12 protein-coding genes are annotated in these 13,286 nt (G+C 54.8%); 4 read left to right on the forward strand and 8 right to left on the reverse strand.

The genetic code is table 11. The features are described from left to right. Positions 1–16: 16 nt before the first annotated feature. On the reverse strand, positions 17–973 hold the full coding sequence (locus EOV40_RS09195; protein WP_208729149.1) for a glycosyltransferase family 9 protein: 957 nt from the start codon (positions 971–973) through the stop codon (positions 17–19). Continuing rightward, positions 970–1,833: a tetratricopeptide repeat protein gene (locus tag EOV40_RS09200; RefSeq protein ID WP_128105736.1), complete on the reverse strand. Its 864-nt coding sequence runs from the start codon at positions 1,831–1,833 to the stop codon at positions 970–972. The genes EOV40_RS09195 and EOV40_RS09200 overlap by 4 nt, the downstream gene beginning before the upstream one ends. A gap of 89 nt (positions 1,834–1,922) precedes the next feature. Between EOV40_RS09200 and EOV40_RS09205 the strand changes: the two genes are divergently transcribed. From EOV40_RS09205 to EOV40_RS09215, 3 genes are read left to right on the forward strand one after another with little or no spacing between them, the layout of a single operon-like run. Further along, positions 1,923–3,152 (forward strand): glycosyltransferase family 4 protein, encoded by a 1,230-nt coding sequence (locus tag EOV40_RS09205; protein ID WP_128105737.1) that lies wholly within the window; start codon positions 1,923–1,925, stop codon positions 3,150–3,152. A 49-nt stretch (positions 3,153–3,201) separates the two neighbouring features. Further along, on the forward strand, positions 3,202–4,017 hold the full coding sequence (locus tag EOV40_RS09210; RefSeq protein ID WP_050818356.1) for an NAD kinase: 816 nt from the start codon (positions 3,202–3,204) through the stop codon (positions 4,015–4,017). Then, the gene (locus EOV40_RS09215; protein ID WP_128105738.1) at positions 4,014–5,033 is read left to right on the forward strand and encodes an OmpA family protein; all 1,020 of its coding nucleotides are present in this window, start codon (positions 4,014–4,016) and stop codon (positions 5,031–5,033) included. The genes EOV40_RS09210 and EOV40_RS09215 overlap by 4 nt, the downstream gene beginning before the upstream one ends. Positions 5,034–5,044: 11 nt before the next feature. Here EOV40_RS09215 and EOV40_RS09220 read toward each other — a convergent pair whose 3' ends face one another. Genes EOV40_RS09220 through ispH form a run of 4 tightly spaced genes read right to left on the reverse strand, consistent with a single transcriptional unit; the run spans position 5,045 to position 9,056 of the window. Continuing rightward, on the reverse strand, positions 5,045–6,562 hold the full coding sequence (locus EOV40_RS09220) for a hypothetical protein (RefSeq protein WP_128105739.1): 1,518 nt from the start codon (positions 6,560–6,562) through the stop codon (positions 5,045–5,047). A gap of 30 nt (positions 6,563–6,592) precedes the next feature. Further along, positions 6,593–7,087 carry a ribonuclease HI gene (gene rnhA / locus EOV40_RS09225; protein WP_050818359.1) on the reverse strand — a complete coding sequence of 165 codons (495 nt, stop codon included), beginning with the start codon at positions 7,085–7,087 and terminating at the stop codon, positions 6,593–6,595. Continuing rightward, positions 7,071–8,045, reverse strand: a complete 975-nt coding sequence (locus EOV40_RS09230; protein ID WP_050818360.1) for a homoserine kinase — start codon at positions 8,043–8,045, stop codon at positions 7,071–7,073. Before EOV40_RS09230 ends, rnhA begins: the two co-directional genes overlap by 17 nt. Positions 8,046–8,054: 9 nt before the next feature. Next, positions 8,055–9,056, reverse strand: coding sequence for a 4-hydroxy-3-methylbut-2-enyl diphosphate reductase (gene ispH, locus EOV40_RS09235; RefSeq protein ID WP_026019375.1), 1,002 nt, complete (start codon positions 9,054–9,056; stop codon positions 8,055–8,057). A gap of 221 nt (positions 9,057–9,277) precedes the next feature. On the opposite strand from ispH, the gene EOV40_RS09240 reads away from it, so the two are divergent. Next, a complete protein-coding gene (locus EOV40_RS09240) occupies positions 9,278–9,883 on the forward strand; it encodes a hypothetical protein (protein ID WP_196332574.1) in 606 nt (201 codons plus the stop codon). A 54-nt stretch (positions 9,884–9,937) separates the two neighbouring features. On the opposite strand, the gene EOV40_RS09245 is transcribed toward EOV40_RS09240, so the two are convergent. After that, on the reverse strand, positions 9,938–11,305 hold the full coding sequence (locus tag EOV40_RS09245; RefSeq protein ID WP_128105740.1) for an ABC1 kinase family protein: 1,368 nt from the start codon (positions 11,303–11,305) through the stop codon (positions 9,938–9,940). A gap of 2 nt (positions 11,306–11,307) precedes the next feature. Next, the gene (locus tag EOV40_RS09250; RefSeq protein ID WP_128105741.1) at positions 11,308–13,245 is read right to left on the reverse strand and encodes a M3 family oligoendopeptidase; all 1,938 of its coding nucleotides are present in this window, start codon (positions 13,243–13,245) and stop codon (positions 11,308–11,310) included. Positions 13,246–13,286: the final 41 nt, after the last annotated feature.

Here is a 13,286-nt window from a genome sequence, read left to right on the forward strand (position 1 = left end):
AACTGATGGAAGATGCTTAATGACGCCACCAGAGCGCGGCTGCAACCCTTTGCACACAAAGCAATGCAAGATCACGCACACGTAGTACGCGCACCTGCCCTGCCTGCCAGCCTAACGGGGCTGTAAGCGCAGGGTTACTATCAGCAGAAAATAGCACAACACAGCGGCAGCCCATAACGGCAGCCAGATGCATGGGGCCTGTATCATTCCCCACAGCGCACTGCGCCCGTGCTGCCAGCCCTGCAAGCTCAGGCAAAGTGGTTTTACCCATTAGGTTTAACGCTTCGGGGCAATATTTCAGGATGTCCTGCGCCAAAGGCTGCTCGGTTTCATGCCCCACCAAGACAGGTTGCAAACCACGGCGAAAAATTTCTGCTGCCAGTTCACCATACCGTCTGGCAGGCCAGCGTTTGGCGGGCCGATGCACAGCCGCCCCGGGCACAATCAATACATAGGGCTCATCCAGCTTTGGCCCTTTATCACGCAACCAAGAAATATCTGGCAGCGGCACATCCTTAATGCCGGCCATAGAGAGCTGATCACGCTGGCGAGCACGAGTGTGCATTTCATCCCGCCACGGGTTTAAATGGGCGAGATGCCCTTCTCCCACATGCCCACACCATGAAACAGGCCGACCGGCCAGCACAAAATACCGCGCTGTGCGGGCTGATGTCTGCAAATCATAAACCCGATCATACCCACGCAGCATCTTACGCAGGGCGAGAATTTGCGGCACATCTGTCCAACGTGGGCGTGTATCCGTCAGCACCTCATCAAACCAAGGCGAAAGCTTGGCCAGCTCAACAAACGGCGCGGTTGTGAGCAAGGTGATATGTGCAGCAGGAAATGCCTGCCGAATGGCCTGAAACGGGCCAAAACTTTGCACGAAATCTCCCAACGCCCCCAAACGGATGACAAGAATGCGCTGCGGTATGATGCCTTGAGCTTTTTCAGAGTGCATGAGGGGCTTCATGGTGTATCCGGGTCTGCAGCCATAACGGCAAGGTCCTGCCGCGCCAGATCTGCCTCATGGCTATCTGGCGCCAGATCAAGCACGCGCTGCCAATCTGCCTGTGCGCCGGTGGCGTCTCCTTTACGTTCACGCACAATGCCGCGTTCCAGCAAGGCTGCCGGGTTTTCCGGCTCTACCTCCAAAGCATGGGCCACGTGTGTCGCTGCTGCATCAAGCTGCCCTACGCGGCGCTCTGCCGATGCCAGCAACACATAGGCTTCGGCCCCGATATCTGGCTTTTTAGCCACCAGCGCAGAAAGTTCTTTAACCACTACATCGGCCTGATCCTGCGCCAGTAAGGCACGGGCACGCAGCAGATGCAGGCGGGTATCATCCTCAAACGCCAGCCCGTAATCTACACTGCTCAAGGCTTTTTCTGGTTGCCCGGCAGAAAGCCAAGCATCTGCCGCATCTTCCTCTAACCCTGCGCGAAAGCTGGAAGGTGCACGCTCTGCATGTTCTATGGGTTGGTGGGCAAGCTCATCCAGTTCCTGCGCCGCACTTTCTTCATCTCCAGCTTCCAGCAATGCCAAGGCGTGGCAATGCTTAGCCTCCTGCCCTCCGTTGCCGTGGCGCTCCCAGTCCAGCGCGTAATCTCTTGCGCCAAAAGGATCATCCCCCACCATGGCCATACAGGCTTCGACCGACCATTTCTGCCCATTAACTGGCCCGGATGCAGCCGCCACATGGCCGCGTGCCGTGGCCGCCATAACAGGTGCGGATACAAGCAAAGCTGTACCTGCAACCACGCAGGGAAGATGCCGCCGTGTAGGCACAAAAGAAAACTTCATCCTGCCTCCATACCAAACAGGTTCATTCACGCACAGGCCGGGAACCTGAAAAGGAAGAACAGTTCTGCCCTACTGTCTCTTATGGCACAAAATGTGCAAATTGTGATAACACCCTGTTCATGAGCAGTTTTCTGGCCTCTGCCTCCATTCTGCAAATCCTGCCCGCTTTGGAGCAGGGCGGAGTGGAAAGAGGCACCATAGAAATGGCGCAGGCCATTACACAGGCTGGGGGCAAGGCGCTTGTTATCAGCGCTGGCGGGCGTATGGAGCCTCTGCTACGACATACTGGTGCTGAGCACATTACCCTTCCCGATTGTGGCAGCCGCAACCCTTTGAAAATTGCCAAAAACAGCCACTTCCTCAGCAATATCATTCGCCAGCATAATGTGCAGCTTGTTCACGCGCGCTCACGCGCGCCGGCATGGGTTGCCAAAATGGCCTGCAAGCGCACGCAAACACCTTTTGTAACAACGTGGCATGGCGTGCACGCCAACAGTTTTCCCGGCAAACGGCATTACAATGCCGTTTTGGCATCTGGTGATCGTGTTATTGCCATCAGCAACCACATCGCCCAGCGCCTTGCAGAAGAATACCATGTCGGGCCAGATCGGCTGCGCACCATTCCGCGGGGGGCAGATACCGATCAGTTTTCTCCTCAAGTGGTATCCGGCCAGCGTGTGCACCGTTTGGTGGAGGCATGGGCGCTTCCTGCTGATGCCCCGGTTATTCTCATGCCCGGCAGGCTGACAGCATGGAAAGGCCAAAGCCTTGTGCTGGATGCACTGGCACAACTGCTTGACCTGTTACCAGACGTAAACTGGCACTGCGTATTTGCTGGTGGTTGCGCCGCAGAAGATAAATACGCACAAGAACTAAGCACCAAAGCAGCACAGCTGGGCCTGACTGACCGTGTCCGTTTTGCAGGCCATTGCGATGATATGCCTGCCGCCATGATGCTTGCCAACATGGTGGTTGTACCCTCCCTCCGCCCGGAACCTTTTGGACGTGTGGTGGTAGAGGCTCAGGCAATGTGCTGCCCGGTTATTGTGGCGCATCATGGTGCCGCGGTGGAAACCGTCGCCAATGGCCAAACGGGCTTTAGCTTTACCCCTGCACATGCTGAAGAACTGGCACAAACCATCCATAACGTACTGATTGCGCCGCCAGAAATTCTAGAAGAAATTGGATACGCTGCACGCCAGATGGTACTAAACCATTATAGCACCTTTGCCATGCAACATGCCACGCTGGCTGTGTATGATGAACTGCTTGGCACCACGCTGGCAGAACGCTTTGCCTGCATTAAAAATGATGCTGCCCTCTTTCAGGAACCAACATTTGCAGGATAAGGAAGGAAGACTTTAATTTTCCTGACCTGGAAGGAAGCAGGACACAGGCATGACTGCTACTTCTCTTACAAACCCGCCCTCAATCTTTATGCGGCCTCCACAACATCTGGCATTTATGGCGGCCCCTACAGAAACCGCCCGGGATGAACTTGATCGGCTGGTAACCCGTTATGGCAACTGCCACCCTGGTGAGGCAGACGTTGTGATCTGCTTGGGTGGAGACGGCTTTATGCTGGAAACCCTGCGCGTTATTCTGGAAGCGGGACTGACCACGCCAGTTTATGGCATGAACTGTGGTTCTGTTGGGTTTTTGATGAACCCCACCGATGAGGAAGACCTTCCCTATAGATTAGCGCATGCGCAAGCGGCGGTTATTCACCCCTTGCGCATGAAAGCCGTAACGGCACATGGTGAATCGCACGAGGCTCTGGCGTTGAACGATGTTTACCTGTTCCGCCAGACACGGCAGGCAGCCAAACTACGCATTGATGTGGACAGGCTGGTGCGTATTCCCGAACTGATCTGTGATGGCGCCTTATTGGCCACACCAGCCGGTTCCACCGCCTATAATCTTTCTGCCCACGGGCCTATTGTGCCGCTTTCTGGCAATTTGCTGCCACTTACCCCTATCTGCCCTTTTCGCCCACGCCGCTGGCGCGGGGCACTTCTGCCTTCCTCAGCGCATGTCGGCTTTAGTGTTCTGGAACACGATAAGCGCCCTGTTGCAGCCGTTGCCGATTCGATAGAAATTCGGGATGTTGTTTCTGTGCAGGCATGGGAAGACCGAGAATTGGCTGTAACCTTGCTGTTTGACCCCGGGCAAACCCTTTCCGAACGTATTGCGGCAGAACAGTTTTCTGCATGATGCCGCAGTGTGGCCGCTTTCAGGCACCAAAAGCAGGTTGCCACTGTTCTTCTTCCTCTTTTTCTGGATTAGTCTTCCATTTAATGCAGAACATGTTTCCTTTCTCTCGCCGCCTTGTGCTTCTGTGTGCTGCAAGCCTGCTTGCCACCAGTGCGGTTTCACATGCTCAGATTGTCACCAACAGTCAGGCTCTGGACAGTTTAGGTGGTGCAGCGCCTGTAGCCGCGCCCCCAACACCCGCGGCACCTGTGCATGAAGCGGCTCCGCGCCGCACAACAACGCCCGCGCACACTGAAACGCGCCGCCGCGTTGTAGAAAAGCCGCAAACCACCACAGCGCAGAAAAAAGAAACATCCAGCGTAAAAAATACGCAGCCGGCTGCAACGGCGCCTAAAAGTGCTCCCGCCACCAAACCGGTAACCAAGGCCCCGGCTGAAACCAAACCATCTACTGCACCTGCACCTGCACCTGCACCTGTGGCTAAGGCCGCGCCTACCCCGGCGCAAGAAACTAAAAGCGTTACACCTGCGGCCCAACCACGTAAGCCCCCGCCGCCAGCAACAATACCAAATGCACCCCCACCGCTGCCGCAGTTAACTCCTGCGCCATCAGACGTGGAAGTTCACCCTTTCCCGGTGCCACCACAACCCACTGTGGACCTGAAAGCCCAAGGCACCGTAACGCCTATTGAAGGCGGCGTACGCATTACCTTTGCGCCAGAAGCAGCAACACTTAACCCGGAAACGCATCAGGCCATTCTGGCATTTGGGCAGCGTTTGTCTGACAAGCCGCATGTGCGTGCCCTGATAGATGCCTATAGTTCTGGTGCAGTGGATGATCCATCATTGCCACGACGCATGGCATTGGCGCGCGGGTTAGCGGCGCGCAGCGTGCTCATGAATGGCGGCACACCTTCTACCCGCATTTATGTGCGCGTTATTGGGCTGCCCAAACAGTCAGCCCCCAACACACCGCAGGATTATATTGATATTTATCAGTCTGACGTTGAGCCCTGAAAACGGGCTCTTCAGTTCTGCGGCACCTTAAAGGGATGTGACCACACCAGCAGCGTATTGCTGCCTATGCGTATTTCCCTTTGTGCAGGCCCAAACTGTGTTTGCGCCTGCTTGGCTTGATCTGCACTTTCACACACAATAAAATTGCCGCCCATTTCATACCATTGCCGCTTGCTAAGGGTATGAAATGCTTTGATGCCTGATGGCGTGAATTCAACTGGTGCAAGACGTGCCGGAAATGGCAGACTATTGCGCGCTGCGCTCCAATATGGCGCGAAACCTTGCTTCAGCCCCATTTGTTCCAGAGTGCGGTTAACCGGAAAATTCTGATTTGCCGCTGCGTATCCCACAACTGGGCGCGGCAAAATTGTTGCCGCATACACAATACAGCAGCTACCCAACAGCAAGCCGTAGCCACGGGGCACCTGCACATGCCGAATAGCCAGTAAAACAGACAACAGGCATGGAAAAACCAGATAGCGGAATGACTGCTCATCCATTGTCAATTCGCCAAAAACAAAGGCTGCCAACATAATAACAATGGCAAATACGGATGAGAGATCAAACAAGCTCCATTGTCGGTTCTTGCGCAGCGCATAAAAGCAACCCCATACCGTGCCACCTGCACAAACCAGATGAAACAATTCGCGCCCAGAGCCTGAAAGCGTAATCGGCTTTCCAAAAAAATCGGCACCAAAATACTGTAAAAAGCCGGAAAACAGGACGCCCAGATTGTACGAGGCCCGGCTTTGTGAACCAAAAGACGAGCTCCATAACCCCGGCACATGAAAGGCGCCATTATGGGCCAGCACTGTTTTAATAACGTGCTCCAATAGCAATGCGCCCACCATGCTGCTGGCAAGCCCGACATATTTTGGGGTGCGCTGTTCCAGACTGCATCCGATAGCAGCCAAAATAACCGGTAAAGCCAGAGTGTATTTTACCAGATCATCACTGCTCAGCATCAACGCAACAAACAGAACGGTACCACTCCAACGCGCGCAGGTGCCGAACAAACTTTTGGATTGTAGGCAGTGAGGCTTCTGCAACCACATCAGCCAGAACAGCAACATGCCCACATAAGCGCCAACATGGTAACAGGGTGACAACACCAGATGGACCGCAAAGGCACTCGGCGCCGCTAACAAAACAAGAAGCGGCCACCCCGTATTGCCCGTTGCCAAACGCGCAATACGAAACGCCAGCAACATGGCAATGGCCCACAGCATGGCGGGCACGATGTAATAAAAAGATACATGCCAGCCAAATAGGCCAAACATCACAACGTAAGGCAGAACTTCAGTAAAATAGAAGGATTGGGTGGAAAGGTCCCACCCCTTCAGCAAGATATTGCCGTGCAGAATATCCTGCGCTGCCAGCAGGGTAGAAACACTGTCTGAATTAAAAGGCTGCGTCATACCCAAAGCGGCATACAGCAGCGTTAACGCCACAAATGCCACCATATATCCGGCTACGGTTTGGTATGTTTTGCCTTCAGCCACAGTGATTTTTCCCTCACAATGCCCCATGAAAAAACCGGCCTTTCAGCCGGTTTGTTTTTAGCTCTCTAAAAGAGACTGTTCTATTTTTTCCCGGGCTTCTGTTGCCAGTTGGTCCACCCGTTCATTTTCTGGCACGCCGGAGTGTCCTTTTACCCAATGCCATGAAACCTCATGCCGTTTGGCTACGTCCAGCAACCTGCGCCACAAATCCATATTGGCTACCGGATCACCCGATGCATTACGCCAATTCCGCCTTACCCAGCCCGTATGCCACCGGGTAATGCCATTGCGCACATACTCGCTATCTGTGTGCAGGTTCACCACACAAGGGCGCGTAAGCGCTTCCAGCGCTTCTGCAGCGGCGGTGAGTTCCATACGGTTGTTGGTGGTTTCACGCTCACCGCCAGAAAGCTCCCGTTCCACACCTTTGCAGCGCAGCAGAACGCCCCAGCCACCCGGGCCGGGGTTTGGGCGGCATCCGCCATCTGTCCAGATTTCAACCGCCAGAGCAGGTTGTTCCGTTGCGGTGCTGTTTTCAGAATCCGTAGGCATCAGCACTATCCGTTTCCAAATGGAAGCGCAGGCGCTTCAGGTAATCCATAGGATCTTTGGGCGTCACCAAGGCATCTGCTGGCGTGTTAATCCAGTCATACAGCCGGGTGAGCAAAAAGCGCATGGCCGCACCTCTGGCCAAAACAGGCATAAGCTGACGCTCTGCTGGCTCTAACGGGCGTATTTCCTCATACCCTTGCATCATGTGCCGGGCAAAAGTGATGTTAAACGCCCCATCAGCCTGAAAGCACCATGCGTTCAAACAGATAGCAATGTCGTAGGCCAGAAGATCCGTGCAGGCGAAATAGAAATCAATCACGCCTGAAACGGCATGATCCAGAAAGAAAACGTTATCTGGAAACATGTCTGCATGAATTTGCCCGCGCGGCAGAAGCGGATTATTCCCCCGCCCCGGCCAGAATGGCAAAATATGCTCAAGCGCGTTTTGCAGTTCATCCCGCAAACCTGCGCACACATTATCTGCGCCCGCACCGCAGCTTTGCAGCAACGCAAACCACGCATCTGGCCCCAAGCTGTTCTGACGTTCCGGCTTGTAAGAGCGCCCTGCCACATGTAGCTGCGCCAAAGCACGCCCAAGCGGGCGACAATGCTCAAGCCGCACCACGCGCGGCCAAACACCGGGCAGGAATGTGGTTATGGCAGCGGGCCTGCCTGCCAGTGTTTTCAGCACATGGCCTTGCGAATCAGCCACGGGTTGGGGGCATGTTACCCCCTCACGCGCCAGATGCTGCATAAGGCCCAAAAACCAAGGCAGATCCTGCGCATTCACCCGCTTTTCGTACAGGGTAAGAATGTAATCTCCATCTGTTGTACGCAGCTGGAAATTACTGTTCTCCACCCCTTCGGCAATACCGCGAAACGCAACCAGAGACCCTATGGCGTAATCCTGCAAAAACGTTTCCAGGGCCTCGTTCCCAACGTCCGTATAGACGGCCATGCAGCACCTTTAGCCCAGCGGTGCGGGAAGGCGGAACGTTACGTTTTCTTCCTTCACAATCCGCTCTTCAATGCACAGCGTGTAACGCTTGGCCATTTCTGCCAGCATTTCCTGCACCAGTGCTTCCGGCGCAGAAGCACCAGCCGTAATGCCCAGCGTGTTCACGCCTTCCAGCACGGACCAATCCAGAGAATCCAGACGCGGCACCAAAAGCGCACGCGGCGTGCCGGAACGTTCCGCCACTTCACGCAGACGCTGGGAGTTGGAAGAATTGGGAGAGCCAATAACAATAACCAGATCGCACTCAGGGGCGATGGTTTTTACAGCTTCCTGACGGTTTGTGGTGGCGTAGCAGATATCTTCGCGCTTTGGCCCTTCAATCAAGGGGAAGCGTGCACGCAGAATATCTACGATTTCTGCCGTATCATCTACAGAAAGCGTTGTCTGGGTGATAAAGGCCAGACGGGTTGGATCTTCCGGCTCTACCGTGCGGGCTTCTTCTGCATCGTTAATCAGCGTCATGGCGCCGGGTGGCAATTGGCCCATTGTGCCAACCACTTCTGGGTGGCCTGCATGGCCAATCATCAGGATATGGCGGCTTTCTGGCCCACCACCGGCAAAATGACGCTCAGCTTCACGGTGCACCTTGGAAACCAGCGGGCACGTGGCATCTAGATACAGCAGGTTACGGCGTTCGGCCTCAACCGGCACGGTTTTGGGCACGCCATGAGCAGAGAAAACAACATGGCCATCTACGGGAACTTCATCCAGTTCCTCAACAAAGATGGCGCCTTGTGCTTCCAGCTCTTCCACCACTGTCCGGTTATGGACAATTTCGTGGCGGACATAAACAGGCGCACCGTAGCGGCGGATGGCTTCTTCCACCACACGGATGGCGCGGTCCACCCCTGCGCAGAAACCACGTGGGCCTGCCAGCAGAACCTTAAGAGATCTGCCGTGCTGAGCATCTGCGCTCTGGGGCGGGGTAAGGGTATCAGTTTGATCGGGCATGGTGTTCCCCAAAGTTGCAGCGGACTGTATAGAAGAAAACTGGCTATGAAGAAGCATATTGAAAACAGGCTATGCCCGAAACCCATAAAGGTGACGGAAGTTGTGGCCTACGCAAAGGACGCATGGGATGCAACCCGTTTTACGGCATCAAAGCCTTGAAAAACATACCTATGTGGGTGTGATGGCTGCTATCTGCTGTGTTCAACCCGTTTTAACCGATAATGCCGGATCCATACATGTTCCCTAATCACAACCAACGGCGCAGCCTGTTCCCCCGTATTGCCGCCCCGGGTCTGGCAGCACTTGGGCTGCTGGCCACCCTTGGCGGCTGCGGTGATGGTGAAAGCAAATCCATGGATTTTGCGCCCACCTGCCCCATTACGCATATTCCCTCTGAAGCGGCGGATTACTACCTCTACCAAGGTAAGCAGACAGGCTTTAAAAACATGGTGGCCCGCGCCAGCATCCTGCAATTACAGGGTGATTGCCTTGCCGCAGGCCCCAAGGACCTGAAAACCCGAATCGTGCTGCGCTTTGTGATTGAACGCGGCCCGGCCGCAACAGCCAATACACTCACCCTACCGTGGTTTATTGCCGTGCTGCACGGAGACAGGATTGTGAACAAGCATGTGTTCCACCACACCGTGTCCTTCCCAGCCAACCTCTCCACCTTTGAAGACGACACAAAGGTGATCACGGTAGATCTGCCTATTCCACCCAAAAATGTGGATTCAGATTATCGATTTGAAATTGGCTTCCAGCTAACCAAAGACCAGCTTGAATATAATCAGGTCCATCTGAAACGCGCAGCGTATCAGGCTTACTGATATTAAGCGGCAGCACTTGGCTGGGGGCTTTATCACCCCCAGCCAAAATATCTTTTATCGGGAAGCGGGCTGCGTTTCTGATGGAAAATGTGCGGCCGTGACGGCTGCCTGCTGGCGCTGTGCCAAAGCTTGCTCATCAAAATCCTGCACGATTTCATGGAACAGCTGATACCAGTTCATCTTAACCTTCAGCCGCATGAATACAGACCCCAGCCCAAGGGCTGAACGATCAACCAGCACAAATTCACGCGGCAGGCGCACACCTCCTGCTTTTTGCAGCCCCTCGTGCACCTTGGACAGAATTTCCCGCCCAAGGGCCGGGTTATTGTCATCCTGAATGTAGCGTTCTTCATCCACCATCAGCGGTGCGTATAACAGCCCCGCCCATTCGTTCAGAACAGCCACTTTCTCACGCGTCAGGTCACGGAAGCCCCATGCTTCATAAGCATGCGCGGCCATATCCATATCCTTGTTACGGAGCGCGTAATAGAGATCTATGTTCCCCTTGATGAACGAAGGCTGGAAAATACGGATAGCCCCAAAATCCAGCAGGTTCAGGCCGGCATCTTCCCGCATGGTGAAGTTGCCCATATGCGGGTCTCCATGCACCACGCCATACTGATAGAGTGGCACATACCAAGCCCGGAACAGCGCACGCGCAATGCGTTTTTTCTGTTCCTCTGTCAGACCGGCCTTGATGGCTGCATTGAGGTTTTGCCCCTGCACCCATTCCATTGTCAGCAGCCGCTGCGTGCAGAGCTCATCTATCGGCAAGGGCACCGTAACTTCCGGGCAATCTGCCAGCACGGAGTGATAGAGGCGCATATTGGCGGCCTCATGCCGGTAATCCAGCTCTTCCCGCAGCCGTTCAGAAAGTTCCTCCACCACATCATCCTGCCGGATGGCGTTATCCAGCTTGTGGTAAACCCCAATAGCCATGCGGAACTGACGCAGATCGGCCTCAACTGCCGCCTTCATATCCGGGTACTGCAACTTGCAGGCTACGCGGCGGCCATCGGCCAGCACAGCCTGATGCACCTGCCCAAGGCTGGCTGCCGCAGCAGCTTCCCGCCCGAAGGAACGGAAGTTCTTTTCCCACCCCGGCCCAAGTTCAGCCGTCATGCGGCGGCGCACGAAGCTCCACCCCATTGGTGGCGCGTTAGACTGAAGCTGCGCCAACTCATCGGCATATTCATCGGGCAATGCACCGGGAATAGTTGCCAGAAGTTGTGCTGCCTTCATGAGCGGGCCTTTTAGCCCACCCAGCATGGATTTAAGATCTTCAGCGTGAGAAGCCCCGCCAGAACGCAGGCCTATCTTGTTGCCTGCCAGCCGGGCTGCAATGCCACCAACGGTTCCGGTTGTTTGCACCATACGGCGCAGTTCACCAAAAACGCCGGTATTATCCATATCTCGCGCCATAATCAGCCCTGCTCCAACTGGTCAATAAAGCCGGAAATTACATCCAGCCCCTTGCGCCAGAAGCCCGGATCGGATGCATCCAGCCCGAAGGGGGCCAGCAGTTCCTTGTGGCGGAGGGTGCCGCCTGCTTCCAGCATGGCAATGTATTTATCCTGAAAACCCGGTGCGCCTTCACTAAACACCTGATACAGCGCGTTCACCAGACAATCTCCGAATGCATAGGCATATACATAGAACGGAGAATGGATGAAGTGCGGAATATAAGCCCAGAACACATCGTATTCCGGTGTAAAGTTAAAGGCCGGGCCGAGGCTTTCTGTCTGCACACTGCGCCAGATAGCGCCAATCTGTTCAGGCAGCAGCTCACCTTTTTTACGGGCATCGTGCACACGGGTTTCAAATTCATAAAACGCAATCTGGCGCACCACGGTGTTGAGCATATCCTCAACCTTGGCGGCCAGCAGCAGACGGCGGCGCTGCGGGTCTTTTTCTGCATCCAGAAGAGACTGGAATGTTAGCATCTCGCCGAACACACTGGCCGTTTCAGCCAGCGTCAGCGGCGTGTCGGACATGAAGTAGCCCTGCTTTGCCGCCAGAACCTGATGCACACCATGGCCCAGCTCATGCGCCAGTGTCATGACATCCCGGATACGGCCATGATAGTTCAGCAGGATGTAAGGATGTGCTGAAGGCACGGTAGGATGCGCAAAAGCACCGGGAGATTTGCCCGGTGCTGGTGGCACATCAATCCACGGGTTGGTCAGGAAAGTGTTGATGACCTTGCCCATACGCGGGTCAAAACCATCATACGCCTTTTGCACAATATTCTTGGCTTCAGACCACGGAATCAGCTTGTCATCATTACCGGGCAGCGGGGCGTTGCGGTCCCAGTGCTCCAGCTTGTCCAGCCCCATCCACTTGGCTTTTAGAGCATAATAGCGGTGGGAAAGACGCGGATAATCAGCCCGCACGGCAGAAACAAGCGCATCCACCACCTCATCTTCCACCATGTTGGAAAGATTGCGTGATGAGGTTGGCCGCGCAAAATGCCGCAGATTATCCGAAATGGATTTATCCTTGGCCAGCGTATTGGTGATGAGCGCAAACAGGCGGACATTTTTTTCAAACACGCCGCCTACGGCTTTGCCTGCCTGTTCTCGCGTGGCCCGATCTGTATCAGACAAACGGTTAAGCGCATCTCCTACCGTAATTTCCTGCCCATCCAGTGTGACGCGCAGGGCTGCAATGGTTTCATCAAACAGGCGGCACCATGCCTGCCCACCAGTTACAGATTTTTCCAGCAGAACTTTTTCCACATCATCCGAAAGCTGATGCGGGCGATACATGCGGATATCACGCAGGTAAGGCTGCCAATGCGCCAGTGCGGAGTCTTTCAGCTTTTCCTGAAGATCAGCTTCTTCCAGCCGGTTTAGTTCCAGCGTGAAAAACAGCAGATGGGTGGAGATAGCCGTCAGCCGTTCATTGATAGACTGACTGAACTGGCTAATGGAAGCATCGGAAGAATCGGCTGCAAACAGCAGGGAGGCGTAAGAGCCTGCCTTACCCAGCATTTCCTCGATAACTTCAAAGGTTGCAATGGCGTCTGCCAGTTCCTTGCCAGAAAGGCCGCTGATTTTGCCCTGATACTGCTTGGCAAAATCCTGTGCCTTTTTTTCTGCTTCAGCCAGATCAGCATGCAGCTTCGGATCATCCATCCCCGCGTAAAGGGCTGAAAGATCCCAACGCGGAAGAGAGGCCGCCCCCTGCCCTGCAGGTGTGTTGGCAACAGTACCGGCTTGTGTTGCAAAAACCGGAAGCGGATGTGAACGGAGGGAATGCGCTGTGTGTTCCATATTGAACACTTTACAGTGCATTTCTGCTGGAAGCGAGAGGCCGTGAACACAAGCGCAGTTCACATGCACAACAGACATGAAAAACAAATGGGCGGAAGGTTGCCCCTCCGCCCATCTGCTTATGTCAG

It is taken from the genome of Acetobacter oryzoeni, assembly GCF_004014775.2.
In the GTDB taxonomy this organism is placed as follows: domain Bacteria; phylum Pseudomonadota; class Alphaproteobacteria; order Acetobacterales; family Acetobacteraceae; genus Acetobacter; species Acetobacter oryzoeni.

Bases quoted from the DNA above. Each gene is read 5' to 3' on its own strand.
- rnhA (WP_050818359.1), bottom strand. From the start codon at position 7,087: ATGCCTACGGATTCTGAAAACAGCACCGCAACGGAACAACCTGCTCTG.
- EOV40_RS09210 (WP_050818356.1), top strand. From the start codon at position 3,202: ATGACTGCTACTTCTCTTACAAACCCGCCCTCAATCTTTATGCGGCCT.
- EOV40_RS09205 (WP_128105737.1), top strand. From the start codon at position 1,923: ATGAGCAGTTTTCTGGCCTCTGCCTCCATTCTGCAAATCCTGCCCGCT.
- EOV40_RS09215 (WP_128105738.1), top strand. From the start codon at position 4,014: ATGATGCCGCAGTGTGGCCGCTTTCAGGCACCAAAAGCAGGTTGCCAC.
- ispH (WP_026019375.1), bottom strand. From the start codon at position 9,056: ATGCCCGATCAAACTGATACCCTTACCCCGCCCCAGAGCGCAGATGCT.
- EOV40_RS09245 (WP_128105740.1), bottom strand. From the start codon at position 11,305: ATGGCGCGAGATATGGATAATACCGGCGTTTTTGGTGAACTGCGCCGT.
- EOV40_RS09230 (WP_050818360.1), bottom strand. From the start codon at position 8,045: ATGGCCGTCTATACGGACGTTGGGAACGAGGCCCTGGAAACGTTTTTG.
- EOV40_RS09240 (WP_196332574.1), top strand. From the start codon at position 9,278: ATGCCGGATCCATACATGTTCCCTAATCACAACCAACGGCGCAGCCTG.
- EOV40_RS09220 (WP_128105739.1), bottom strand. From the start codon at position 6,562: ATGGGGCATTGTGAGGGAAAAATCACTGTGGCTGAAGGCAAAACATAC.
- EOV40_RS09195 (WP_208729149.1), bottom strand. From the start codon at position 973: ATGAAGCCCCTCATGCACTCTGAAAAAGCTCAAGGCATCATACCGCAG.